Below are 25,330 nucleotides of genomic sequence, written 5' to 3'. Positions count from 1 at the left end.
GCCGAGCGGGCTGCTCGGTATTGCGAATATCGTCCGAGCCCGGCGCTCCGAAAAACAAGGTTAATATGCGTAGAGCTGCCATCATTTCCCCCGTCCGCACCGCCGTCGGCAAATATGGCGGCTCGCTGAAGTCGCTGAGCGCGGGGGAATTAGGAGCAATCGTCATCAAGGCGCTGGTCGAGCGCACGCGGATCGATCCCGAGCGGATCGACGACATCGTTTTCAGCCAGGGCTATGCCAGTGGTGAGGCACCGTGCATCGCTCGCTGGTCTGCACTGGCGGCGGGGCTGCCCGAATCCGTTCCGGGGGTGCAGCTCGATCGCCGCTGCGGCTCGGGCTTGCAGGCGGTGATCGACGCTGCGATGCGCATCCAGACCGGAGCCGCTGACGTCGTCATCGCAGGCGGCGTCGAAAGCATGTCGAACGTCGAATATTACTCGCTCGACCATCGCTGGGGCGCCCGTACGGGTTCCACGCAGATGCACGATCGGCTCACGCGCGCCCGCATTATGTCGCAGCCGATAAGCCGCTATGGCGTCATCAGCGGCATGATTGAAACCGCTAACAATCTAGCTAGGGATTACTGCATCGACCGTGAGGCTTGCGACGAATATGCCGCGATGAGCCATCAGCGGGCCGCTAAGGCGTGGGCCGAAGGCAAGTTCGACGATGAGCTGGTCCCGGTACCTGTGCCCCAGAAGCGCGGCGACCCGCTGATCTTCGCCCGGGACGAAGGCATTCGCGCCGATGCCACGTTGCAATCGCTCGCGCAGTTGAAGCCAATCGAAAAGAACGGCGTTGTGACCGCGGGGAATGCCAGCCAGCAAAATGATGCGGCAGCGGCCTGCCTGGTCGTCGCCGAGGATAAGCTTGAAGAACTGGGCCTCGAGCCGATCGCATGGTTTCACAGCTGGGCAGCGGCTGGCTGCGATCCGTCACGTATGGGCATCGGCCCGGTGCCAGCGGTCCAAAGATTATTCGCACGGACCGGCCTCGGCTGGGATGATGTCGATCTGCTCGAACTTAACGAAGCCTTTGCGCCGCAGGTGCTCGCTTGCCTCAAAAGCTGGAGTTGGGATGCCATCGATCCCGGGCGCGACAAGCTTAATGTCAATGGCTCGGGAATTTCGCTCGGGCACCCGATCGGCGCCACTGGCGGCCGCATCCTCGCTACACTCACCCGCGAATTACAGCGCCGCCAGGGTCGTTATGGTCTGGAGACGATGTGCATAGGCGGCGGCCAGGGCCTGGCCGCGCTGTTCGAGCGCGCGTGATGGCGGCGGCTGGCAGTCTGGTGACCGACGCGGTCGTCAGCAGCGCTCTGGAGGGCCGCATCGCGGTCGTTACAGTGAACTATCCGCCGGTAAATGCCTTGGGCGCCGCCGTGCGCCAGGGCGTTTCCCTCGCGATCACCCAGGCTGAGCAAGATGCAGCTGTCGGAGCGATCGTGCTGGTCTGCGAGGGCCGGACCTTTTTCGCAGGCGCCGACATTACGGAATTCGGCAAGAGGATGATCGAACCTTCGCTCCGCGCGATGCTGGCGCAGATCGAAAATGCTACCAAACCTGTTATCGCCGCGATCCACGGCACCGCATTGGGTGGTGGCCTCGAAACCGCGCTTGTCGCCCATTATCGGGTCGGCGTTCCTTCGGCGCGGGTCGGCCTGCCCGAAGTCAATCTCGGCCTGTTGCCGGGAGCGGGCGGCACTCAACGCCTGCCACGCGTGATCGGCGTTGAAAAGGCGCTCGATCTGATGACCAGCGGCGCGCTGCTGGCGGCCGGCCCCGCGTTGACAATGGGCCTGTTTGACGAACTGGTCGAGGAAGGTGAACTGCGCAAGGGTGCGATCAACTTTGCTAACAAGGTGCTCGACGAGAGGCGCCCGCTCGTGAAGGTCCGGCATCGGAGCGGTAAGCTCGACGAGGCGCGTGCCAATCCGAAACTATTCACTGATTTTCGCAAAGCCAATGCGAAGAGGTTTCGTGGCTTCAAGGCGCCCGAGAATATCATCCGCAGCGTTGAGGGGGCGCTGCAGCTGTCGTTCGACGAGGGCATGGCGCGCGAGCGCGAGCTGTTCGATGAACTGCTCCAAGACAGCCAGTCGGCGGCGATGCGCCATGTTTTTTTCGCCGAGCGCCAGGCCGCCAAGATCGACGACGTCGAGCCCGATACCCCGACGCTGCCGATTGCCAAGGTCGGCGTAATCGGCGCGGGCACGATGGGCAGCGGCATCGTGATGAACTTCCTCAATGCCGGCATCCCGTCGGTTATCGTCGAGACGAAGCAGGAGGCGCTCGATCGCGGCCTCGGCCTCATCCGCAAAAACTATGAGAACACCGCCGCCAAGGGGAAGATGAAGGCCGAGTATATCGAGATCCGTATGGGCCTGCTGACGCCGTCGCTAGCCCTCGAAGACCTTGCCGATTGCGACCTGATCATCGAAGCCGTGTTCGAGAATATAAACGTGAAGAAGGAGGTCTTCGCCAAGCTAGACAAGATCGCCAAGCCCGGCGCGATTCTTGCGACCAACACCTCCTATCTCGATGTGGAGGTCATCGCGGCCGCGACGTCGCGCCCTGCCAGCGTGATCGGTCTGCACTTCTTCTCGCCGGCCAATATCATGAAGCTGCTCGAGATCGTGCGTACCAATTACACCGCCCTGCCGATCGTGGCGACAGCGGCAAAGCTAGCCAAGACGATCGGCAAGGTCGGCGTTACCGTCGGCAACGGCTTCGGCTTCGTTGGCAATCGCATTCTGGCCGCACGCGATCGGGAGGTGAATAAGCTGCTGCTCGAAGGCGCGACGCCTTCCGAAATCGACAGAGTATTATACGAATTCGGCTTCCCGATGGGGCATCTCCAGATGCGCGATCTGGTCGGACTCGACGTGGGCTGGGATCGTGAGACCAGCGCTTCGTCCACCGTGCGCGAGATTCTGAATGAAATGGGTCGGCACGGCCAGAAGAGCGGCGGCGGCTACTATGATTATGACGAGCAGCGCAATCCGACGCCGTCGCCGATCGCCGCAAAGGTGATCGCCGACTTCGCTGCAAATCAGGGTGTCGCCCAGCGCAACGTGAGTGAAGACGAAGTCCGGGATCGCGTCCTCTATGCGATGGTTAACGAAGGTGCGCGCATCCTCGATGACAAGATCGCCGTTCGTGCGTCTGATATCGATATCGTCTGGATCACTGGCTATGGTTGGCCGAGGTATCGCGGCGGGCCAATGTTCTGGGCCGATCTCGAAGGTCTTCCGAAGATTCTAGCGCGGCTGAAGGAGCTCGAGGCCGCGCATGGCGCGGACTTCACGCCGTCGCCATTGATCGAGCGCTTGGTGAGCGAGGGCAGGGGTTTCGTCGAGCGACAATAAAAGCGGTCGACGTCGATCGACGTCTGCGTCGTCCATTAGGCGAACTCGCCATCGGGCGTGATGAGAGGGCAGGGATATGGTCTGCGGCGCCGAAACCAGTTTGAAACCCTGCGGGGACGTGATCGTTCACACCGTCTGCGCTCATAATTGCGGCGGGCGGGCGCGTTTGGCCTGCACTGTCAGAAAAGGAAAGCTCGTTCGCGTTGCCGCCGCGCCGGCGCCGGACGAGGCTTATACCGGGCTCTGCGTGCGCTGCCTCACATTGCCCCAATGGGTCTACAGCAAAGAGCGACTTCTGACGCCGTTGCGGCGAACCGGCCCTCGAGGTTCCGGGCAGTTCGAGCCGGTAGACTGGGACAGCGCCTTGGATGAGATCGCCGAGCGTCTCAACGAGCTTGTATCGGCTCACGGAACGCAAAGCATCGCCTTCGCCCGCAGCACCAGCGGATCGCCGTACCATGCCTTCGGCCGCCTTTCCGCGCTGCTGGGCGGCGGCGGTAGTTTGAATTGCTATGGCGGCATCGACATGGCGGTTCACATGGGTCTGAATAGCACGTTCGGCTACAAGGGGATGTATGCCCAGCATGCCAATGAGTGGACCGATCGTCTCAATTCGAGGCTTACCATCGTGTGGGGTCACAATCCGGCGGAAACGTCTATGACCGCGGTCAGACATCTGCTTAACGCGCGTGATGGCGGCTGCCGGGTCGTCGTCATCGACCCCCGATATTCGGCGACCGCGATGCATGCAAATTGGTGGGTGGCACCACGTCCGGGCTCGGACCTTCCGCTCGCTCTCGGTATCCTGCATGTGCTTCTCCGCGATGGAATGATCGACCGCGACTTTCTCTTGAAGCATAGCTGCGCGCCCTATCTCGTGCGGCTCGACGACGGACAGTATTTTCGGGGGCTTCCATGTGCGGACGGCAAGCGCGAGTTTCAGCTCTGGGACGAGCAAGATCAAGGCCCAGTGGCGATTTCGGAGGCGACGCGACCGGCGCTCGAGGGGCGCTACCTAATCGGGGACGTTGCGGTGGCAACCGCGTTCACGCTGTTGCAGGATATGGCCCGCGATTATCCGCCCGATCGCGTTGCGGCACTTACTGACGTAAGCGCATCAGATATTGTCGAGCTCGCCCATTGCTACTGGGAGGCCGGGCCCGTCCAAATTGGCGTCGGCTACGGAGTTGATCGGTACAAGCATGGCGAATTATTCACCAGAGCGGTGGCCGCAATCGCGATCGTCACCGGCAATATCGGCAAACCGGGAGCGGGGGTCGGTGTGCAGAGCCATCACCAGGGATTTCACGAAGCCTCGCTTGGACCTGAGCCCGATCTGCCGCCCTGGGCGCATACCATCTCAACACCGATCATTGAGGTAGGGCGAAAAGATCTGCCCATTCGCGCCGTCTTTTCGCAGGGTGACTGGATCAATCAGCGATCGGGCGACATGAACGCTACCCTCGATTTCTTCAAGTCGCTCGATTTCATCGTTACTGTCGACCATTTCCACCAGCTGACGACCCAATGGTCGGATATCGTGCTGCCCGCCAGCACCTTTCTGGAGGCCACCGCGCCGACGCGCGACGCCGTCGTTTTCGGCAACAGTGTTTATTTGCGACAGAAGGTGATCGACCCCGTGGGCAACTCCCGTCCCGACTTCGACATCGAAAGAGCTCTGGCCGAGCGGCTCGGATTGGCGGAATGGTATTGCGAAACGTCGGAGGATTTGACGCGTCATGTTGTGGATGGTGCATCGCACTCCGCCTTCAAGCACGTCACCTATGATCGCCTGATGGAGGCGGGCGGCGCGCTGCGGCTCGATGTGCCGACGACGCCCAACATCCAATATGAGAATTTGCGCTTCGAAACCAAGACTGGCCGAGCTGAATTTTATCTGGAAGAGCTGGCGGCTGTCGGCGAAGCGTTGCCTGTTTTCGAACCCGATCATGAAGCGCTGCCAACCCATCCCTTGGCGAAGCGCTATCCCCTCGTGCTGATTCAAAGCCATGTTCGTCAGCGCGCGCACTCGACCTTCTTCAATACCAAATGGACCCTGGAGATCTGGCCGGAACCCATCCTCGAGCTCAATCCCGACGATGCGCGTGATCGCCGGCTTTTAACAGGGGAGCTGGCCGAAGCCTTTAACGATCGTGGCCGTGTTGTGGCGAGAGTGGTGTGTAACCCTGATTTTCCGCCGGGAATGTGTAACATCTCGGAGGGCTGGAAACAGAATCAGTATGTTGCCGGCAACGTCCAGGAGCTGACGAACAGCGAGATCAACGATGCCCAGACAGCGGTATGGGGCCATGCCAACATCCCCTTTTTCGACACGCGGGTCGATGTGCGAGCCGTAGCCCGCGAAGGGAGTGAAGCATGACGCGCTTGGCCATGGTGCTTAACCTCGATCGCTGCATAGGCTGTTGGGCGTGCGCCGTCGCTTGCAAGCAGGAGAACAGCGTAGGCGAGGGCCTTTGGTGGCAGAGCGTCGACACTATCGGCGGACCCACGTTAGACACTTCGTTCGGCGTCTTTCCCGACGTTCAAAAATATTATCGCCCTCGCAACTGCTTCCACTGCGCAAGCCCTCCCTGTCTCCCCGTCTGCCCGACCGGCGCATTGTCGAAACGGGCAGACGGTATCGTCGAAATCATTGAGGCAAAATGTATCGGATGCGGCCTTTGCGTGCCGGCATGTCCCTATGACGCGATCGAGATCAACGCGGTCGACCCTATTCTGCCGCACGGATTGGAGGATGGGCATGGCGCCGCGGAGGTGGCTCCCAGAAAGGCCGGAATGGTCGAAAAGTGCACCTTCTGCAGCCACAGGGTCGACATGGGCCAACAGCCGGCCTGCGTTGCCGCCTGCCCGACCAACGTCATAACGTTCGGCGATGTCGACGATCCCGAGAGCAGCGTCCACGCTGCGGCATCAGATCCGCGTGCGTTTCGCATCGATGAGGAGACCGGCGCAGAACCTTCGACATGGTATCTGCCAGCTACCGCGGCGAGCAAACAGCGTCGAAGCGGCAATCCTCATAATCACCGTGATCTGAGCCAAAGTGCCAAAACGGGCCCGTCGACGGCGCGAGAAGGTAAACCGCGCGGTTGAACGTCAGTCCCAATGCGATTTTGGCATGGGCAGGCCGAGATGTTCGCGCAACGTCGTACCCTCATATTCTGTTCGGAAGGCGCCCCGGCGTTGAAGCTCGGGCACGACATGATCGACGAAATTTTCGAGGCCGACGGGCTGGAGACCACCGAGTACGACGAAGCCATCGCAACTGCCATGCTCGTACCATTCAATCATGCGGTCGGCCACCTCGACACCGCTCCCCTTGAAAATCGGATGACCGAGGCCTGGAACGATCAGGCGGACGAACTCGCGGATGCTCATCGGTGTCTTGCGCAGCCGATCATTGAATATCTTGCGGAGGCTCCTGATCAGATTGCTGTCTTCAGGAAGGATCGGCATAGGATCGTCGATATCATGCTGCGAAAGATCATATTCTAGCTCTTCCGAGAGCATTTTGACGCCGAGGTCTTCTGGGATCAGCTGATTGAGCTCGTCCAGCATTGCGTCGGCGGCATCAGCCGAACCGGCCGCGTAGGCAATTATCCCGCAGAACATTTTCAGCTCGTCGGGGGATCGCCCATATTTAGCCATGCGGGCCTTGATGTCGTCGTAGATGGATTTGGCGATATCTTTGTCGGTTGCGCCAAAGAACACCCCGTCAGCAACCCGGGCGGCCAGTTCCCGACCTGGATCGGACTGGCCGGCATGGAATAAGATCGGCCTGCCCTGCGGCGAGCGCGGACAATTCAACGGGCCTTTCACCTGGAAATATTCGCCGACATGGTGGATTTCGCGAACCCGGTCCGGATCTACGAACTGCCCAGTTTCGATATTCTGTACGAAGGCGTCGGGGCTCCAGCTGTCCCATAAGCCTTTGGCAACATCGACGAACTCGGATCCTCGACTATAGCGCGTGTCATGCTCGACCTGCCCCTTGCTGAAATTCATAGCGTCCTGAGCATAACCCGAGGTGACGATGTTCCAGCCGGCTCGGCCATTGCTGATGACGTCGAGCGATCCGAGTTTCCGGGCGACGGTATAGGGCTCTTCGAACGTTGTCGTAACTGTGGCGACCAGCCCGATATGGGTGGTGCGCATCGCCGCAGCGCTTAACAACGATACGGGTTCGAACGGCGCCGGGCTGAATGGCGGAGGGTTGTGCCTCAACATCTCGGGCCTATCCATGAATTGCGTACCGTTCGCATCGGCAAGGAAATAGGCGTCGAATTTTCCACGTTCAGCGATCTCGACCATTCGAATATGCGCGTCGAGATTGCCTATCGTGTGGTGAAAGGCTTCGGGGTGGCGCCATCCCGCGATATGGGCGCCGACCGGCAAGGAAATAGTAACCAGATGGAGCAACCTTCCCTCCTTCGACAACTCACCCCTGCAGGGGCATCTGCAGACTATGGCGCCACTTGACGATGTGCGTCATTGCGGATCCCTGACTGATTGTTATTCGTTTCTGCCAACATTGAACCGATGGGGTCAGTGCCATGCCCTTGCTCCGAGAGCTGCCCGGTTGGCTCGAGCCCGACGAAGTTGACCGACCGATCGTGACCTACGGGGTGCCCGTTCCCACGGCTGGCCATCTGGAACTAACCTTTCACAGCAGAGTGAAAGGACAATTGCTGTTTTCGCAGCGGGGTGCGCTCAGCTGCGAAGCCGAGGGTGGGCTGTGGATCGTCCCGCCGCAAAGCGCGATTTGGATACCGGGAGGCAAGGCCCGTGCGCTCAGGGCTAAGGGAATGCTGGAAGGCTACACGGTCTTTGTCCATCCCGCGGCGGGGGCAAATCTTCCGGCGCAGTGCTGTGCGCTTGCCGTAACGCCCCTGCTGCGCGAGATGATAATCCGGGCGGCGAGCTTTCCTGTCGACTATCCAGATGGGGGCAGGGAAGAAAGGCTGGTCGCGCTCCTGCTCGATGAGATTTCGGTCGCGCGGGTCGAACGGCTTCACTTGCCGATGCCTAACGATATCCGCTTGCGGGCGATTGTCGCGGAAATGCTCGATAACCCGGCGAAAATGCGGAAAATGAGCGACTGGGCTCGGCATATCGGTATGAGCGAGCGGACCATGGCTCGCATATTGAGTCGCGAGACCGGCATGGGATTCCGCCGCTGGCGTCAACAGCTTGCGGTCTTGCTTGCGGTGGAATGGCTGGCGCGGGGTTCGCCCATTCAACAGGTTGCCGCAGACCTCGGGTATGAAAGCGCACCCAGCTTCGTCACGATGTTTCGCAAGGCACTGGGCACCCCGCCCCGACGCTATATGTCCAGGCGTTCGCAACGGCACTGAATGCTGCGGTCCGGTCCAGCTTGGGCCGACCGCAGCAATCAAAAGACCGTTATCGTTCGCTGCGAGCGATAAGGGCTATCGCCCCGTCAACTCAAGCGTTCAAAGCGGCAGTGGCCGACGACGAATTTCGATGATTCCGCGATCACTCTCGACGCCCACAGCGTGAACCCCTGGCGCCTTTCCGTTGAACTTGAGCGGAAGATTTTCGATACCAGGGCCAATCCAGTCGCGCATCGCGGCCTGGGTGCCCCCGATTTCCAGCCAAGCGATGCCCGACGGCTTTGTAGGGCCCGGCACCACGGGCTTGGGTCGGCCGTCCCAATACATGAAGTTGGGCAGGCCTTTGGTCCAAGTGGTGAAAGCTTCCGGCGTGCGGACATAATTGGGCTTCGCGCTGCCATCGGCCCCCAAACCCAGGGGCGCATCAACGACCTTCGACTTAAGCCTTGCCGCTATTTCATCGAGTTCCTCGCGCGTGTTGACGCGCGCGACCCAGCCGAGGAAGCAATCGCCGCCGCGCAGCCGTTCGACTAGGTGACGCGCGGTTATCATCGTTTCCGCTGCGAAGGGATCGATGATCGCTTCAACCTCGATATAGGTGTTGTTACCTGTCCTGAAGTAACGATTGGCCATGCCGCCTTCGGGGAACCAACTGCCCTCGATACCCGTGATCCCGGTTTCCCGATTTAGGCGCGCCGATCCTTCGAACAAATCCCTAACGCCGAGCGACACATGGTCGATCGCGAGACTGGACTTGGCCGCCGCATTCGCCGGGACGGCGGCCATGGCGGTGCCAACTAGCGTTGCGCCTGCCAAGGACATGAACTGCCGTCTATCAAGCTGTGGAATATCTTCCATACTACTCTCCATGGGTATGTTTTGAAACCACTGGCAGGCGCCGATGGCGATAGAGCGGGTGCGATCATTCGTCGGGGATGACCGCAACCACCTCCATTTCGACCAGAAAATCGGGGTCCGAAAGGCGGCTGACCTCGATCACCGTGCTGCAGGGCGGCTTCCCTGCATCGCCCGGTACCGAAGTCAGCCCCTCCCGGTGCAACTTCACGAAGGCGTCCATGTCGCGGACATAGGTCCGTACCGAAACCACGTCGGACCAATCTGCCCCCGCTTCATCGAGGACCATTCCGCAGTCGGCCTTGACCTGCTCATATTGCGCCCTCAGGTCGCCGACATGAACCGCGCGATATTCGCGATCCGCCGGCGTCATGCCCGAGCAGTAGAGCGTCGTGGTCGAGCCGCTGACGCGGACTGCGCGGGGCATAGCCGGAAAGCGATGGAGAGCTGCTGGGTTGATGTGTGTCCGCTCCACGATGCTCGTCTCCTCGCTAGAAGTTGATGCGGAATTCGGCGCCCAAGGTGCGGGGTGCGCCATAGGTGCCGGTCGCAGGGGATCCGAGGAAGCTGGTGCTAACAACCGCCGCATCGAGATACAGCTTATTAGACAGGTTCCGGCCATAGGCGGCGACCGACCAGCCTCCATCATCAACATATCGGATGGCGGCGTTGAGCAGATTATATCCAGGTTGCGATATTAGCTCACGGTTGAACGGCGAGAAGTACACCTTGCCGATCCAGAAACTTTCGCCCTGCACGATCAGCTTTCCCGAAGCGACCGGGAATGAATATTCAGCCATTAAATTGGCTGTCCATTTGGCGGACTGGGAGAGGCGTTTTCCCGCTAGGTCTACGATACCGAAGCCGGTCGCGGCAGGATCGACCGTCGAGAACTTCTTGTATTTTGCATCGAGAAGCGCGCCGCTGCCCTGCAATCGGAGGCCATTTAGCGGCAACGCTTCGATCTCGGCTTCCACCCCATCGATGCGAGCTCTGGCTGCATTGATTATGCGAATGCCGGTCGTGGTGATCGCATTTGCCTGCAGCTGGGAATAATCATACCGGAACGCGGTGAGGTTCGTGCGTAGGCGCCGGTCGAACCAGTCGGCCTTCAGCCCTACCTCGTAATTTTTGAGTTCTTCGGGATCAAAGGGCGGTTGGATGCCACCCAAATTATATCCGCCGCTTTTGAATGCTGTCGAATAGGTCGCGTAAACCATCAGGCCCCGCCGCGGTGTAAATTGTACGGTCACCTTGGGGTCGAAAGATCGCCACGTCTGTTTGTCGGTCTGGAACATGTTGTAGACGTACGGGGTGGTCGGTGTGAACGGCGTCGTGAAGTTGAACGCCGTGCGGTCGAAATCCTTCTTTGTTTCCGCGCTGTAGCGACCGCCAACGCTCAGTAGCAGCATGGCGGTGACGTTGACGTCCGCTTGGGCAAAGACGGCCCCCGCGGCCGTTTTGAGCCGCCCACCGATCGACCCACCGACGACCGTGGTGCCGGGGAAGGGGGCGCCGAAAGATACCGAGTTAAGATGGGAATCGTTATAACCCGTTACATCTTCGTTCAAATAATATGCGCCGAGGGTCAGATGCCCCCAGTCGCCCTTGAGGGCGGCCCGAAACTCTTGTGAATATTGGCGGGCATACTCATTCTGCAGATATATTCCGGCCGGCGCAAAGGTCCCTCCACCGATGCCGTTCAAATCGCCGGCCGTGCGAAAGTTGGTGCGACGGTAGGAGCTTATCGACGTAAGCGTGATATCGTCCAAGTCGAAGTCGGCTGTGCCGGACAAGCCCCAGACCTTGCGGCGCGCATAGGGGCCGAAGTCGATCGAGGAGTTTCGCGGATTCGTGGGAATAACCGCGCCGAACAGCTGCGCGGTTGTGACGACGATTGTCGGAGCGGTCGGCGTTCCAGCCAGCCCACCGTTGCCAAGGAATTTTGCGGCGAAGTTGTGATCGTTCTGGTGCAGATAATCGCCGCTGAGTATCAACGTGAAATTTTCCGCCGGTTGCAGTTTGACCTTCGCGCGCAGCGCCTGGGTTGATTCATCATCAACATCAAGGCCTGTTGTAATATTCTTACCGTAGCCATCACGCCTGACGATGTCGCCCGCCACTCGGACGCTGATGCCGGTTGCCACTGCACCCGATACGGCCCCCTGCGCTTCGAGGCGATTGTAGCTTCCATAGCTGACCGCACCGTAGCCTGAGAGCTTCTCCGTCGGATCCGCGGTGATGACGTTGATCGCGCCCGCGGTCGCGTTGCGTCCATATAGGGTGCCTTGCGGACCGCGCAGCACCTCGACGCGTTCGATGTCAAAGAAGGTGCCAAAGATCGATGACGGACGGCTGAGGTAAACGCCGTCGACATGATAGGCGACTCGCTGCTCGCCCCCGGTTGCTACATTGTCGAAGCCGAGCCCGCGGATCGCTATGCGGGAATTGGCACCGGAGCGACTAAATTGAACATTGGGCGTCGTTTGAAGCACGGCCTCGACGCTGTTGATCTGGCGGGCGGCCAAAGCGTCACCCGAAAGCGCTGTGATCGCCAACGGTGTGGACTGGACATTCTCCGATCGCTTCTGGGCCGTGACGACGATGTCTGCGAGGCTGCTCGGTTCCGAGGCGCCATCGCTCTGAACCGGGGACTGCGCGCTGGCGGTGGCGGCTCCCATCATCAGGGCCACTGAGGCAGCACTTGCTAAAATCTTATTATTCATCCTGATCTCCCTGTTAACATGTTGTATTTATTGATTATCAGTAGTTGGGCGGGGCCGCATTCTTGCGGCGTTAGGCGGTCAACCCGAGATCGACGGGCGTCGAATAACCTTTTCCCCTGCTGGCGTGTTTACCGCGACGGCGTAAAGGCCCGGGCTTTGCCCATTGAAGCGTATCGGATGCTCGGCGGCCGTGGTCATCCCGCAAAAATAGGCGTCGAAATTCTCGACCGTTCCGCCGACTTCGATCCATGCCAGGCCCTGGCCATCGAAGCGGCCGGTGTGAGGATCGGTGGGATAACGCGCGTCATGCTTCAGCATGTCGGGCCAGAAATAGACATTGGGTTGACCAGCCGGCCAAGCGTCGGCCGCGGTCGGGGCGAGCGACAGGATGACCTTCTCGCCGTTCATCATCTGCTGTGCATTATCGGCATCGAGCGAGGTGGTATCGACGGATATACCTCTAAGGTCCGCGAAGGCGCGCAACTCGTCTTCGCTCTCCGCCCGGAAGCACCAACCCGCGAAAAATTCTGGCCTGTTCAGCCAGCTGGCGACGGAGGACTTACTTCGCCACAGAGCACGGGCGATCGACATGTCCACGAAGCCTTCGACCTCTATGAACAGGTCCGCTGCGAGCGGGAATATCTTGGTACCGATTCCGGCCTTCGGGAAGAAGCCGCCGTCGTAATGGCGTAAGCCCGTCTCTGCCGAAAGGTCGAATGCCGCCTTATAATGATTGGGCGCAAATAGACAGAAGTGATCCAATTTGAGCATCGAAGCCGCCCCTCCCTGACGGGCGCCTTTGCGCCTCGATTTTTGCCGGAAACCCGCTCGGAATACCGCCCGGAAAACATGCAGTGCGACATATTTATGTCGCGAAAATTATATGGACACAAGCAAAATTATCGATAAAACATTTGTCTAACGATAATTGTACAAGCCGGAGAGTCAGGATTTTCAATGCGTTCGGCATATGCCGTCACGTGCAATTCAGTTTGGGGGTCTTTAAAGAATGAAACATTGCCAGCCGGCTTTGGCGAAGCTTCTCACAGCTACCGCGCTCTCCGTCGTTGCTCCCGCAGTTATGGCCCAACCAATAGCCGAGGCCTCAGACGGCGATATCGTGGTGACTGCCCAGAAGCGGTCGGAATCGATTCAGAAGGTGCCGATCTCGCTCGCGGCGATCAGCGGCGAGGGGCTTGCCGAGAAGCAGGTGAACAACGTCGATGCGCTGGCGGCAACGGTTCCCGGCCTGACCTTCGGCTATTATGGCGGTAATGCGCGCATCGCCATCCGTGGTGTCGGTTTCGACTCTATCGGCCAGGGCACCGAGGGGCGCGTCACCTATCATGTCGACGGTATTTACTTCTCGCGTCCAAGCTCGACCTCAGGCACCTTCTTCGACGTCGAACGCATCGAGGTGCTGCGCGGTCCGCAGGGCACGCTTTACGGTCGCAACGCTACCGGCGGCTCGATCAACGTCATCACCCGCGCGCCGACCGACACGCTGGAGGGTTATGGCCGGGTCACGCTGGGCAATTATGCGACGGTCATCACCGAGGGCGCCGTCAGCGGTCCGCTGAGCGACACTGTCTCGGCACGCATTGCCTTCATGACCAACAACCATGATGGCTATGGCAAGAACATCATCACCGGCACCGACATCGACGATGCCCGCAACCAGTCGGTCCGAGCCTCGCTGTCGTTCAAGCCGAGCGAAAGCTTCAAGCTGGACCTGACCGCAGACTATGCGCGCCGCAACGATCACAACAACGGCCTACATTATTTCGGTCAGTCCAACCCGGGGGTGCCGCTGACGGGAACGAGTTTGGGCGGTGTCGTCAGCACAAACGTTAGGAACATCGCGAGCGAATTCGATCCGGTCAACAAGGCTGAATTCGCGGGCGGACGCCTGAACATGGAACTCGATCTTGGCTGGGCGACGCTGCGCTCGATCACTGGTTATCGCTATGCAGATTCCACCAATATCGCCGACATCGACGTGACGAGCCTCAATCTCGGCGCATCCAGTTTCTTCGAAAAATCCAATCAGTTTAGCGAAGAACTTCAGCTCAGCGGTTCTTTCGGCCGTAGCAAGTGGATCGTCGGTGCGTTCGCCTTCGATGAGAACATCACAGGTGGCGGCGCCATACCGTTCAACGCTCTCAGTCTGGGCGGTCCCAATCTGCTTCTACAGGGATATCTCGCGAAGGCTGATCTGCGTACCCGCGCCTATGCCGCGTTCGGTCAGGTGGACCTTGCCCTGACCGATCAATTCACCGTCACGTTGGGTGGGCGCTATGGTTGGGAAAAGCAAAGCATCGACGGCTTTATCCAATTCGACTTCTCTCGCCCCTTCTCGCCGACGAACCCGCCTATCATGACCCAGCTCATCCTAGGGTCGAAGCATTGGGATGCCTTCACTCCGAAGGTCGGTGTGCAGTATCAATTCTCGCCTGCCTTGATGGGTTATGCCTCGGTTTCGAAGGGATTTAAAAGCGGCGGCTACAGCACTGCAAGCAATCAACCGGCATTCGATCCTGAGACCGTCTGGGCCTATGAAGCGGGCATGAAGCTCAATCTGCCCGGCGGCGGCCGAATGAATCTGTCGGGCTTCTATTATGATTATAAGAACATGCAGGTCTCGATCATCGAGTCGACGTCACTGACGATCGAAAATGCCGCTTCCTCGGTTCTCTATGGCGGCGAGGCCGAGGTCAATTTCCCGGTGACCGAGCATTTCTGGGTCGATCTTTCCGGAGCTTATCTTCGCTCAAAGTTCAACGAATATACGTCGGAAGATCCGTCCTTTCCCCTCAACCCCCCGCGCAGCCTGAGGGGCAACCGCTTGGTCCAAGCGCCGCGCTTCAGCGTTGTGGCTGGCGCCGAATATCGCACCGATATCAGCGTGGGTTCGCTGACCCTGCGCGGCGAAATCAATTGGGTCGATAAGACCTATTTCACGGCTTACAACAACGAGGTCGATGCCCAGCCTCGCTACGCGAAGGCTAACGCCTATCTCAATCTCGAAAGCTCCGACAAGAAGTGGGTCGGTTCGCTGTTCATAAAAAACATCAACGACAAGAATGTTCGGACCAGTGGCGTTGTGACGGCCTCCTTATTTGGTTCCCCGTCCGTAGGTTCGCTGCAGGCGCCTCGCACCTTTGGAGGCAGCGTCCAATTCAACTTCTGACAATGCCCACAACCTGATTGCGTGACCGGAGTTAAAATGATCCATCTTGTCGCTCTTGCTCTCCCTGTGGGAGCCCATCTTGCCGGTTGGCGGCACCCCGATGCTTTCCACAACAGCGTCGGCGATCTGGAAGCCCATCTTCGCATGGTGGAAATTGCGGAACGCGGAAAGTTCGATGCTTATTTCATCGCCGACGTGAATGGCGTGAAATATATGTCGGAGCCCGACCTGCTCAAATACAATCCACCGCCGTCCAGTCCAGGCGGATATGAGCCAATCACCTTTCTGGCCGCGGCAGCGATGCGGACGAAGCATATCGGCCTGGTCGGGACGACGACGACGACCTTCGAAGAGCCCTACAGCGTCGCGCGCAAGTTCGCGTCGCTCGATCTCATCAGCCATGGCCGGGCCGGGTGGAATATCGTGACGTCTGGCTATCCCGAGGACACGAAGAATTTCACCAGTGGTGAAACCATGGAGCACGATGCCCGCTATAAACGGGCAACCGAGTTCGTCGATGTGGCGACCGGCCTCTGGGACAGCTGGGCGCCGGACGCGTTCGTGCAGGACATCGAAACCGGTTATTTCCTCGACCCCGACCGGGTTCGAGAACTCAATCACGTCGGCGAACATTTCAGCGTGAAGGGGCCGTTGAACTGCGCCCGGTCGCCGCAGGGCCACACGGTGCTGTTCCATGCGGGTCAGTCGGAAGCGGGCCGCGAACTGGCCGCCCGGGTCGCGGATTGCGTATTCTTCGGGGCAACCGACAAAGACATCGCGAAGTCGATCTATGACGACATCAAGGGACGCATGGCAAAATATGGCCGTACGCCCGATCAGCTCAAGATGTTTTGTGGGATGATCGTCTATACCGGGAAGACGGCAGAACAGGCCGACATTCTTCTCGAAGAGCTCAACGATCTCATCCCCGACAGCCTCGGTGTCGCGATGCTTTCGAATACCGTCGAATATGACCTTTCTCAGCACGATATCGACGATCCGATGCCCATCCTGCCCGAAACGAGTAATATGATCCGCAGCGTGCGGAAGATCTTCAATGATCGAATTCGCAAGGAGCCAATGTCGATCCGGCAGATCGTCAGGCAAGTCATTCCTGGTCTGGGTCATCCGATCTTCAAAGGTAGCGGTGCCGACGTCGCCGACAAAATGATCGAATGGTACGAGCACGGCGGTTGTGATGGCTTCATCGTGCTCGGTCCGGTGCAACCCCGCGGACTGGAAGATTTCGTGGATTTTGTCGTGCCCGAACTTCAACGACGCGGCATGTACCGAACCGAATATGAAGGCGCGACATTGCGGGAGAATATGGGTCTCCCCCTTCCGAAATCACAATGGGACCAGTGAGCGGAAGCTTTCCGCACGCTGAGACACCGATCGGCCTTTTGGCCCGAAAGGATCGCGCCGGGGAATGACCGCGACAAGTTACTTCAGGAGAAGATAAGTGAGCGAACTGACCACCACACGATGGTCTTCGAACAGTCGGGACGACCAGTTTGACGTCCATAACTCAGCGACCGGCGCGCGTATCGCCACCGTTCAGGGTGGGGGAGCCGCGGAGGTGGACGCCGCCGTCATTGCCGCCGACAAGGCATTTCGGACCGACTGGCGCTGGCGCCCTGCGGTGGAACGGGGCATGATGCTGCTCGAGATCGCTCGAAAAGTACGCGAGGATATCGATGCTATCGCCGAGTTGGAGACGCTGGAGAATGGGAAACCGCTCGACCAGGCGCGGATGGATGTCGAAGCTTGTATCGCAATCTTCAGTTTTTTCGGTTCGCTCGCCGGAAAGATCCCGGGCAATCTTTATGATTCCGGGCTGATCCTCTCTTCGTCCATCATCGAACCCTATGGCGTTGTCGGGGCGATCATACCCTTCAACTGGCCGCCGGTGCATACGGCGGGCAAGATCGCGCCGGCGCTCGCCGCGGGCAATACGATCGTCATCAAACCTCCCGAGCAGACACCGCTTTGCGTGATGCGTATCGTCGATATCATCCAGAGTGTTCTGCCGCCGGACGTAGTTCACATCGTGCCGGGCGTTGGGAAAAGTGCCGGAGCGGCCCTGGCAGGACATAAGTTGGTCCGGAAAATATCCTTCACCGGAGCCACAGCCACCGGCGCCGCGATCGTCCGCACAAGCGCGGAGAACACGACGCCGACACTGCTGGAACTCGGTGGAAAGAATGCTGTTTTCGTCATGGCGGATGCCGATTTGGATGAGGCGGCGAAGGCAATCGTGGAAGGCGGTTTCTTCAATCAGGGAGAGGCCTGCACCGCGCTGTCGCGTGTGTTGGTCCACGCGTCAGTCAAGGATCGGCTCGTTGCCAAACTGGCGCCCGCGATCTCGAGCCTCAACGTGGGTTCGGGAATGGTATCGGGCACGCATGTCGGGCCGCTGGTGACGAAGAGTCAGCAGGAAAAGGTGCTCGAATATATTCAGATCGGTGTGCGCGAGGGGGCCAAGATTGCTGCGCAGGCCAAGCTGCCGACCGATGACGACCTCCAGGGCGGCTATTTTGTGCCACCGACCATGCTGGTGGATGTCGCGCCGTCGATGCGTGTCGCCAAAGAAGAGATCTTCGGTCCGGTCGTCTGCGTCATCGCATTCGAGACCGAGGACGAAGCGATCTCGATTGCCAACGACACAGATTATGGGCTGACGTGCGCGATTTTCACTCGCGATCATCCCACGGCGCTTCGTATTTCGCGCCATATGGATGTGGGCATGGTTTTCATAAACAACTACTATCGCAGGACCTTTGGCGTACCCTTCGGGGGAACCAAAGGCAGTGGGTATGGCCGCGAGCATGCGATTGAGACGCTCAAGGATTACGGACGAATCAAGGTGATCTCGACGCCTTCGGGCCTAGGATCGTTTCCCTATTGGAGCGCTGTACAGGACACCGGGCTATGAGCGGTCATCTCTACCGCTGCGGCTGCGCGAGCGTCGCACCCACCGGGGTAGGTGGACTTAAGCTCGGCTCCGGAGCCATCGATGTACACTGCCATCTGGCCATTCCGGACGTCGACAAGCTGGCGAGCCAGGATCCCATGGCCAAGATATCCGCCGAGCGCCAGATGGCGGGATTCAGCCAAGCTACCATCGAACTCAACGCGGCAGCGCTGAAGAGCCTGATACCCAAGCTGGTGGACATCGATACCCGGCTTGCCGACATGGATCTGATGGGCATCGACACCCAGGTGCTTAGCCCTTCCCCCTTCCATTTCAATTATTGGGCTGATCCGGAGCTCAGCGCCGCGCTCGTCGCGATCCAGAACGACTATCTGGAGGCGATCTTTAAGGGGAATGATCGCCGTTTCCTGGCCTTCGGCGCAGTCTCGATGCAACATCCGCAGCAAGCGGCCCAACAGCTTGCCGATATCATGAATCGCGGTTTCAAGGGCATCGAGATATCCACCCGAATCAACGAACGAGATCTGTCCGACCCGTCTTTCGACTGCATCTGGAAGGTTGCGGAGCGAACGGGGGCGGTCATCTTCGTCCATCCAATGGGTACGGACATGGGGGACCGGCTCAAGGACAGCTATCTAGGGAATCTGATCGGGCAACCATTGGAAACCACGATCGCGCTGTCGAAGCTGATCTTTTCCGGCGTGTTCGATCGTTTTCCGGATTTAAAGGTGCTGGCCTGCCATGGCGGCGGATATCTTCCGAGTTTCTTCGGGCGATCCGATCACGGATATGCCGTTCGGTCGGACTGCCGGACGATGGCGCGCTCGCCGAGCGACTATCTCAAGCGGATCTGGTACGATACCGTTGTCCACGATCCGAGCATTTTGGAGCAGCTTGCGCGGACCGTGGGTATTGGCCAGATCGTCATCGGATCCGATTATCCCTTCGATATGGGAGAGTATCGTCCGGGTGCGCTGTTGGCGGAGGCGCATGCGTTCAGCGACGATGATCGCGCGGCAGTCACGTCCAAAAATGCGCGGCGATTGTTGGCCTTGCCGGACGCCTGACGGTGCGGATGTCGCAGCAACAAATCGAGGCGCGATCAGATAATCAAGGGATCTCGATGGTACGTATTTCGGAAACGGCGATGGATCCGGTGTTCCTCACGCGATGGTCACCACGTGCATTCGATGGGTCGTCGCTTACCGAAGCCGATATGCAGATTCTCGCGGATGCTGCTCATTGGGCGCCATCCGCCTTCAATCATCAGCCGTGGCGGATGATATATTCACTTCGCGGCGATGATCATTGGGGTCTGTTCCTTTCCCTGCTGATCCCGTTCAATCGGTCCTGGGCCGAGCAGGCTGGCGCGCTGATATTCTTCGTGTCCGACCAGTACATCGGCGAAAAGCCGTCGCGGAGTCATAGTTTCGATACGGGTGCCGCTTGGGCGATGATGGCACTGCAGGCGTCTATGATGGGGCTTCACGCCCATGGCATGACAGGTCTGGATTTTGACAGGCTGCCTGAAGCGTTGAAGGTGCCGACGAACTTCCGGATCGAGGCCGCTGCTGCGATCGGGAAGTTGGGCGATCGATCGCGTTTGCCGAGCGACCTACGCGACCGCGAGGTGATGAGCGACCGCAAGCCCCTCGCCGAAGTCTTGTTTGCCGGCCAGTTCGGCGGCTGAAGCGTGCGTATGGTCCGCTGAGGCTGCTGACGTACCCGCGATCCAGCGAAGCATTTTTCTGGCCGCTTCCGGACCATGGCTGAAAGCCGGCCTTATATCGGCTTTGTAGAACCAACCATAGCAGTCGACGCCTGCGTCATGGCAGCGGCCGCTTCACATGTGCGACGATAAGGCTTCAGCGCAAGAAGGGTGAGCAGTAGACCGGTCATCTGCGCGGGTATCGCCACCAGGATCACCGAAAGCTGAACCTGCATCGGATCCTTCAACACATAATCCGTGACAAGTGCCACGGCGGTTGGCGCTAGCCCTAGGCCGGCGAAATTGCCGACAACGAGAAAGGCGGTTACCGCCTGGCCGCGCATATTGTTCGGCACCATCTGGTTGATCGCGGAAAAAGACGATCCGTTGATTATCGATCCGACCAAGCCGCACGACAAGCCGTAATATATGATCGTCGGCGTCGCACCCTCCACGAAATACCAGAACAGCGCTAGCAAGATCAGCAGCGGGAACGCCAACAACGGCACGCCCAGCCTGCCAATGGATGGAGCCCGCGTTTGCAGCCAGTCGCCGGCGGCCCCCCCTATCGTCGAAGCCAGACCGCCAACGACCAGCATGAGCGCGCCGATGGTGGCGCCGAGCTCGACAGCCGGGACCTTGTAGATTCGCATCAGAACGACCGGTATCCAAACCATGGTGGCGATCCCGCATATCAAATTGGAGGCGAAAGCCGCGAATGTGAGGCCGAAACCAGCGGGGTGGCGGCGGACGAACTGAACGAAAGTGGCATCCGAGGGTCCGATGGCGACCTTCTCGCGTCGGGCCGGTTCGGCGACCGTGAAGAGCATCAGGATAAGCGGGACGCCCGGCAGGCTGACCAGGAAGAACACGATTTGCCATGAGGCTACATGGCCCAGGGGTGCGATATGGAGGCCTTCTGCAAACATTTCCAGGAGCAGTCCGCCAATGAAGATCGAGCCGGCGGCGCCGACAGCGGTGCCTCCGGTCAGAAATCCCATCGCTAATCCACGCCGCCCGGGGCGCACGATGTCGGCAACGATCGAATAACCGGTAGGTGCGAGGCAGGCTTCTCCGATACCGACGAGCATCCGCGCGAGGAACAACTGCCAGAAGTTCTGCGCCAAACCACAGGCGAACGTCGCGGCCGTCCAGCATATCAGGCCGCCGATCAGCACGTTGCGACGATTTGCCCTGTCGACCAAACGGCCGATTGGAATGCCCGCCAAGACGAAGAATAGCGAGAAAGCGAAACCCTGCACTAAACTGAGCTGCGTATCGGTCAGGCCCAAGGATAACCTTATCGGCTCCAACAGGATCGATATGACTTGGCGATCGAGATAGGCGACGACGAAGCCGATGGTCAGGACCCCGACGGTGTATCCAACAGCGCTAGAAGAGGGGTAGGGCGGATCGCAGTTCTCGAGCTTTTGGACCTGCTCAACATCAGCCTTGTTCACCAGTTTGCTCCCTTGCTAGCCGATGACGGCCCGCCATATCCAAACTCCGGCTGCAACCCGGTCGCTCAATCAATGCTATATAGATACCTATTTTGTGTGATGACAACAGTGATGGCGGGATAACCTACCAACACCGCATCGAAACGCCAACGCATCGTCGGCTTGGAAATATCGCTTTGATATGACGCAATCCGCAAAATCCCAAGGATAAAACCCACTTGAGCGGCGTCGCTGTCTTCGATCCGCTATCGGCAGAATTGAGTATTCGGCGCGGAGCGGGCCCCGACGTCCACCGCTGGGCCTATGGCGGTGGGTCCTAAAGAAATACCTCTTACCATTTAAGTCATGCTTCGGAGCTCCCGCACACAGCGGAGAATCGCAAAGATGTCCGTCGGTGGATCGTCTCGCGTCGATCGCGAGTTCGAAAGCGCCTAATCCTGAGAACCTTCTAGCCGCAGGTTGCTGGGGCCCATCGATCTAACGGGGGGCGTTTAGACGTCTTCTTTAATCGTCGCCGCACAGGCTTGCGGTCTGTTCCGACCAACTGCGGTTGATCTGGACGACGCAACACCCCTCAATCCCGACCGCCGGTATTCACGAGAGCGCGTGAGCGGCTGCAGTCAGTGCCAGAACCAGCTTATCTTCTATTTCGGCCAGCGGGAGGTTCCGCGGAAGACCATCATCGATCAACGCTGGATCGCTGGGAGCGGCGCCGATGAGCGAACTGTAGGCCGCCATTCCTAGGATGAACACGATGTCGCTGCGCTGCGCGGAGGGCAGCGAACGATGGAGCACGGTCGTGAAGCGGCGCACCGCCGGTTGCAGCGAACTCTCATTGATGGTGCGCCAGACGTCGGTGCCGATCTCGCGCATGTAAGAATGCACGACGTTGGTCCAAACATCCGGACTTTTTGCCTTAAGGTCGAAAAAGGGATGCACGAATGCCCGGAGAATCTCGGCTACTGGCGGTGAGGCGGGGGAGTATTTCAAATCCAGTTGTTCAAGCAGCTTTTCACGCAAGCCGTTAATTTGCAGAGAGCGAACCTGGTATACCTGCAGGTAGAGCTCTTCCTTTGTCCTGAAGTAATATGTGATTAAATTGACGTTGACGTCGGCCTCTCGAGCAATCTCCCGCAGTCCTGCACCGTGCAAGCCCTTGACCGCGAAGAGATGTTCCGCCGCACGCAATATGCGGTCGCGCGGCGCACCGACCTGAGGTTCCGGATTAGAGTCAGCTTTCATTTGCCCTTTTCGCGCCAGAGTGTCGCCGAGGTGGAGCGTCTATGTGTTCCGGCCAGCCGTGCAGAGCAGATTTCGCTCCGATCGGTAACCGGGTATAGCGTCACATCATTGAGTAACCTGTAATCGCAGGCTTTGGACGTCTGCATAAAAATTCGTAGACAGATGCATATTTATCGATAATATCTCCATTTAGCGATAATCATAGGTCGACTACGGCATCTGTGCGGCCATCGCAAAACAAAAAATACGCAACATGGAGAGGGGTAGGGATGAAGCAGGGACAATTGATCGCGTTGATGTTGAGTTCGACCGCAGCGACCGCCGTTACGATGCCTGGAGTTGTATATGCGCAGGCTGCTGCCGAGGAGGTGGCCAATGCGGGCGATATCGTGGTGACTGCCCAGAAGCGGTCGGAATCGATTCAGAAGGTACCGATCTCTCTCGCGGCGATCAGTGGCGAGGGGCTTGCCGAGAAGCAGGTGAACAACGTCGATGCGCTGGCGGCGACGGTTCCCGGCCTGACCTTCGGCTATTATGGCGGCAATGCACGCATCGCCATCCGCGGTGTCGGTTTCGACTCGATCGGCCAGGGCACCGAGGGGCGCGTCACCTATCATGTCGACGGCATTTATTTCGCGCGCCCCAGCTCGACCTCGGGCACCTTCTTCGACGTCGAACGCATCGAGGTGCTGCGCGGCCCGCAGGGCACGCTTTACGGGCGCAACGCCACCGGCGGCTCGATCAACGTCATCACCCGCGCGCCGACCGACACGCTGGAGGGCTATGGTCGGGTCACGCTGGGCAATTATGCGACGGTCATCACCGAGGGCGCCGTCAGCGGTCCGCTGAGCGACACTGTCTCGGCACGCATTGCCTTCATGACCAACAACCATGATGGCTATGGCAAGAACATCATCACCGGCACCGACATCGACGATGCCCGCAACCAGTCGGTCCGAGCCTCGCTGTCGTTCAAGCCGAGCGAAAGCTTCAAGCTGGACCTGACCGCAGACTATGCGCGCCGCAACGATCACAATAACGGACTACATTATTTCGGTCAGTCCAATCCGGCAGTACCGTTGGCGGGTCGTCGCTTCGGGGGCATCGTGGCGACTGACGTCCGCGACATCTCCAGCGAGTTCGACCCGCGCAACAAGGCGGAGTTTGCCGGCGGAAGGGCGAATATGGAGTTCGACTTCGGGGCGGTCACGTTCCGCTCGATCACCGGTTACCGATATGCCGATTCCCAGAACGTCGTCGATATCGACCTCACCAACATCGCGCTCGGCCCCACGGACTTCCACGAGACCGGCAAAGAGTTCACACAGGAGCTTCAACTCACCGGAACCTTAGGCGACAGCAAATGGATCGTCGGCGGATATTTCTTCGACGAAAAAATCAAGGGCGGCGGGATCATACCGTTCAACGCGCTCAATCTCGGCGGACCCAATCTTCAGCTTCAGGGATATGAGGCGTTTTCGGACCTCCACACACGGGCATATGCTGCGTTCGGGCAAATTGATATCGCGGTATCCGACAAGCTGACGTTCACGCTGGGCGGCCGTTATGGATGGGAGCGGCAGAACATCAACACGTGGCTCCAGCTGGACTTCTCGCGTCCCTACTCGCCGAATAATCCGCCGATCAAACTGTTCACCGTAATCGATTCCAAAAGCTGGGATGCCTTTACCCCGAAAGCTGGCGTTCAATATCAGTTCGCGCCCTCGTTCATGGGCTACGCGACGGTTTCGAAAGGCTTCAAGAGCGGCGGATATAATGGCGGATCCACGCAGCCGCCGTTCAATCCCGAAACGGTCTGGGCTTATGAGGCTGGCGTGAAGGCCAGTCTGCCGGGGGGAGGCAGATTCAACCTATCTGGCTTCTACTATGACTATAGGAATATGCAGGTTTCAATCACCGAGGCCACCACAATCACCATCGAGAATGCGGCATCGTCGACGCTTTATGGTGGTGAAGTAGAGGTCAATTATCCGCTGACCGATCAGTTCTGGCTCGATTTCTCGGGTGCCTATCTTTATTCCAAGTTCAACGATTACACATCGGAAGATCCATCCTTCCCGCTCAATCCGCCACGCGACCTCAACGGAAACCGGCTGGTCCAGGCCCCGCGGTTCAGCATCGTCGCCGGTGCCGAATATCGGACGGACCTTAGCTTTGGTTCGATGACGTTGCGTGGCGAGGTGAACTGGGTCGGGAAGACCTATTTCACCGCCTATAATAATGAAACCGACGCGCAGCCGCGGTACGCCAAGGCGAACGCCTATCTCAATATCGAGAGCTCCGACAAGAAGTGGGTCGGTTCGCTCTTCATGAAAAATATCACGAACAAGAATGTCCGTACCAGCGGCGTGGTGACGGCCGCCCTGTTCGGCTCGCCATCGGTCGGTTCTCTTCAGCCGCCACGGACATTTGGAGGTAGCGTACAATTTAACTTCTAGACGTCTTTAAACT

Annotated in this window: 18 protein-coding genes; 11 read left to right on the top strand and 7 right to left on the bottom strand. The window is 59.0% G+C overall.

The features are described from left to right. The first annotated feature begins 65 nt into the window (after positions 1 to 65). From CMV14_RS19505 to CMV14_RS19490, 4 genes are all read left to right on the top strand, one after another. Positions 66 to 1,274, top strand: a complete 1,209-nt coding sequence (locus CMV14_RS19505) for an acetyl-CoA C-acetyltransferase (protein WP_066961449.1) — start codon at positions 66 to 68, stop codon at positions 1,272 to 1,274. Continuing rightward, positions 1,274 to 3,370 carry a 3-hydroxyacyl-CoA dehydrogenase NAD-binding domain-containing protein gene (locus CMV14_RS19500; protein ID WP_066961446.1) on the top strand — a complete coding sequence of 699 codons (2,097 nt, stop codon included), beginning with the start codon at positions 1,274 to 1,276 and terminating at the stop codon, positions 3,368 to 3,370. The genes CMV14_RS19505 and CMV14_RS19500 overlap by 1 nt, the downstream gene beginning before the upstream one ends. A gap of 76 nt (positions 3,371 to 3,446) precedes the next feature. Beyond that, the gene (locus CMV14_RS19495) at positions 3,447 to 5,750 is read left to right on the top strand and encodes a molybdopterin-containing oxidoreductase family protein (RefSeq protein ID WP_083215775.1); all 2,304 of its coding nucleotides are present in this window, start codon (positions 3,447 to 3,449) and stop codon (positions 5,748 to 5,750) included. After that, positions 5,747 to 6,481, top strand: a complete 735-nt coding sequence (locus CMV14_RS19490) for a 4Fe-4S dicluster domain-containing protein (protein ID WP_083215774.1) — start codon at positions 5,747 to 5,749, stop codon at positions 6,479 to 6,481. Before CMV14_RS19495 ends, CMV14_RS19490 begins: the two co-directional genes overlap by 4 nt. A 3-nt stretch (positions 6,482 to 6,484) precedes the next feature. Here the strand turns inward: CMV14_RS19490 and CMV14_RS19485 are convergent, their stop codons facing one another. Then, the gene (locus tag CMV14_RS19485) at positions 6,485 to 7,807 is read right to left on the bottom strand and encodes an LLM class flavin-dependent oxidoreductase (protein WP_176489137.1); all 1,323 of its coding nucleotides are present in this window, start codon (positions 7,805 to 7,807) and stop codon (positions 6,485 to 6,487) included. Positions 7,808 to 8,193: 386 nt separating this feature from the next. Between CMV14_RS19485 and CMV14_RS19480 the strand changes: the two genes are divergently transcribed. Next, positions 8,194 to 8,742, top strand: coding sequence for an AraC family transcriptional regulator (locus CMV14_RS19480; protein WP_202820867.1), 549 nt, complete (start codon positions 8,194 to 8,196; stop codon positions 8,740 to 8,742). A 99-nt stretch (positions 8,743 to 8,841) separates the two neighbouring features. Here the strand turns inward: CMV14_RS19480 and CMV14_RS19475 are convergent, their stop codons facing one another. The 4 genes from CMV14_RS19475 to CMV14_RS19460 all read right to left on the bottom strand — a co-directional run bounded on the left by CMV14_RS19475 (position 8,842) and on the right by CMV14_RS19460 (position 13,094). Then, positions 8,842 to 9,600 carry a VOC family protein gene (locus CMV14_RS19475; protein ID WP_176489138.1) on the bottom strand — a complete coding sequence of 253 codons (759 nt, stop codon included), beginning with the start codon at positions 9,598 to 9,600 and terminating at the stop codon, positions 8,842 to 8,844. Positions 9,601 to 9,664: 64 nt separating this feature from the next. Next, positions 9,665 to 10,024 (bottom strand): RidA family protein, encoded by a 360-nt coding sequence (locus CMV14_RS19470; RefSeq protein ID WP_066961434.1) that lies wholly within the window; start codon positions 10,022 to 10,024, stop codon positions 9,665 to 9,667. Between the two features lie 64 nt (positions 10,025 to 10,088). After that, complete coding sequence (locus tag CMV14_RS19465; protein WP_083215770.1) at positions 10,089 to 12,323, bottom strand: TonB-dependent receptor; 2,235 nt, start codon at positions 12,321 to 12,323, stop codon at positions 10,089 to 10,091. 78 nt (positions 12,324 to 12,401) lie between these two features. Next, a complete protein-coding gene (locus CMV14_RS19460; protein ID WP_066961428.1) occupies positions 12,402 to 13,094 on the bottom strand; it encodes a VOC family protein in 693 nt (230 codons plus the stop codon). 238 nt (positions 13,095 to 13,332) lie between these two features. On the opposite strand from CMV14_RS19460, the gene CMV14_RS19455 reads away from it, so the two are divergent. The 5 genes from CMV14_RS19455 to CMV14_RS19435 all read left to right on the top strand — a co-directional run bounded on the left by CMV14_RS19455 (position 13,333) and on the right by CMV14_RS19435 (position 20,138). Further along, positions 13,333 to 15,513: a TonB-dependent receptor gene (locus tag CMV14_RS19455; RefSeq protein WP_066961426.1), complete on the top strand. Its 2,181-nt coding sequence runs from the start codon at positions 13,333 to 13,335 to the stop codon at positions 15,511 to 15,513. 36 nt (positions 15,514 to 15,549) lie between these two features. Continuing rightward, complete coding sequence (locus CMV14_RS19450; RefSeq protein ID WP_066961425.1) at positions 15,550 to 16,878, top strand: LLM class flavin-dependent oxidoreductase; 1,329 nt, start codon at positions 15,550 to 15,552, stop codon at positions 16,876 to 16,878. Between the two features lie 97 nt (positions 16,879 to 16,975). Next, complete coding sequence (locus CMV14_RS19445) at positions 16,976 to 18,448, top strand: aldehyde dehydrogenase family protein (RefSeq protein ID WP_066961423.1); 1,473 nt, start codon at positions 16,976 to 16,978, stop codon at positions 18,446 to 18,448. Then, complete coding sequence (locus CMV14_RS19440; RefSeq protein ID WP_083215769.1) at positions 18,445 to 19,515, top strand: amidohydrolase family protein; 1,071 nt, start codon at positions 18,445 to 18,447, stop codon at positions 19,513 to 19,515. The genes CMV14_RS19445 and CMV14_RS19440 overlap by 4 nt, the downstream gene beginning before the upstream one ends. A gap of 56 nt (positions 19,516 to 19,571) precedes the next feature. Beyond that, complete coding sequence (locus tag CMV14_RS19435; protein WP_066961421.1) at positions 19,572 to 20,138, top strand: nitroreductase family protein; 567 nt, start codon at positions 19,572 to 19,574, stop codon at positions 20,136 to 20,138. 92 nt (positions 20,139 to 20,230) lie between these two features. On the opposite strand, the gene CMV14_RS19430 is transcribed toward CMV14_RS19435, so the two are convergent. Then, complete coding sequence (locus CMV14_RS19430) at positions 20,231 to 21,616, bottom strand: MFS transporter (protein WP_066961416.1); 1,386 nt, start codon at positions 21,614 to 21,616, stop codon at positions 20,231 to 20,233. Between the two features lie 594 nt (positions 21,617 to 22,210). Continuing rightward, positions 22,211 to 22,858, bottom strand: a complete 648-nt coding sequence (locus tag CMV14_RS19425) for a TetR/AcrR family transcriptional regulator (RefSeq protein WP_083215767.1) — start codon at positions 22,856 to 22,858, stop codon at positions 22,211 to 22,213. Between the two features lie 329 nt (positions 22,859 to 23,187). Here CMV14_RS19425 and CMV14_RS19420 point away from each other — a divergent pair, with 329 nt between their 5' ends. Further along, on the top strand, positions 23,188 to 25,317 hold the full coding sequence (locus CMV14_RS19420; protein ID WP_192876297.1) for a TonB-dependent receptor: 2,130 nt from the start codon (positions 23,188 to 23,190) through the stop codon (positions 25,315 to 25,317). The last annotated feature ends 13 nt before the right edge of the window (positions 25,318 to 25,330 follow it).

Source organism: Rhizorhabdus dicambivorans, from assembly GCF_002355275.1.
Classification (GTDB): Bacteria; Pseudomonadota; Alphaproteobacteria; order Sphingomonadales; family Sphingomonadaceae; genus Rhizorhabdus; species Rhizorhabdus dicambivorans.
The sequence above is the reverse complement of the archived record's forward strand: the minus strand, read 5'-3'. Positions and strand labels throughout refer to the sequence as shown.

Bases quoted from the DNA above. Each gene is read 5' to 3' on its own strand.
- CMV14_RS19505 (WP_066961449.1), top strand. From the start codon at position 66: ATGCGTAGAGCTGCCATCATTTCCCCCGTCCGCACCGCCGTCGGCAAA.
- CMV14_RS19500 (WP_066961446.1), top strand. From the start codon at position 1,274: ATGGCGGCGGCTGGCAGTCTGGTGACCGACGCGGTCGTCAGCAGCGCT.
- CMV14_RS19495 (WP_083215775.1), top strand. From the start codon at position 3,447: ATGGTCTGCGGCGCCGAAACCAGTTTGAAACCCTGCGGGGACGTGATC.
- CMV14_RS19490 (WP_083215774.1), top strand. From the start codon at position 5,747: ATGACGCGCTTGGCCATGGTGCTTAACCTCGATCGCTGCATAGGCTGT.
- CMV14_RS19480 (WP_202820867.1), top strand. From the start codon at position 8,194: ATGCTGGAAGGCTACACGGTCTTTGTCCATCCCGCGGCGGGGGCAAAT.
- CMV14_RS19475 (WP_176489138.1), bottom strand. From the start codon at position 9,600: ATGGAAGATATTCCACAGCTTGATAGACGGCAGTTCATGTCCTTGGCA.
- CMV14_RS19470 (WP_066961434.1), bottom strand. From the start codon at position 10,024: ATGCCCCGCGCAGTCCGCGTCAGCGGCTCGACCACGACGCTCTACTGC.
- CMV14_RS19465 (WP_083215770.1), bottom strand. From the start codon at position 12,323: ATGAATAATAAGATTTTAGCAAGTGCTGCCTCAGTGGCCCTGATGATG.
- CMV14_RS19460 (WP_066961428.1), bottom strand. From the start codon at position 13,094: ATGCTCAAATTGGATCACTTCTGTCTATTTGCGCCCAATCATTATAAG.
- CMV14_RS19455 (WP_066961426.1), top strand. From the start codon at position 13,333: ATGAAACATTGCCAGCCGGCTTTGGCGAAGCTTCTCACAGCTACCGCG.
- CMV14_RS19450 (WP_066961425.1), top strand. From the start codon at position 15,550: ATGATCCATCTTGTCGCTCTTGCTCTCCCTGTGGGAGCCCATCTTGCC.
- CMV14_RS19440 (WP_083215769.1), top strand. From the start codon at position 18,445: ATGAGCGGTCATCTCTACCGCTGCGGCTGCGCGAGCGTCGCACCCACC.
- CMV14_RS19435 (WP_066961421.1), top strand. From the start codon at position 19,572: ATGGTACGTATTTCGGAAACGGCGATGGATCCGGTGTTCCTCACGCGA.
- CMV14_RS19425 (WP_083215767.1), bottom strand. From the start codon at position 22,858: ATGAAAGCTGACTCTAATCCGGAACCTCAGGTCGGTGCGCCGCGCGAC.
- CMV14_RS19420 (WP_192876297.1), top strand. From the start codon at position 23,188: ATGCCTGGAGTTGTATATGCGCAGGCTGCTGCCGAGGAGGTGGCCAAT.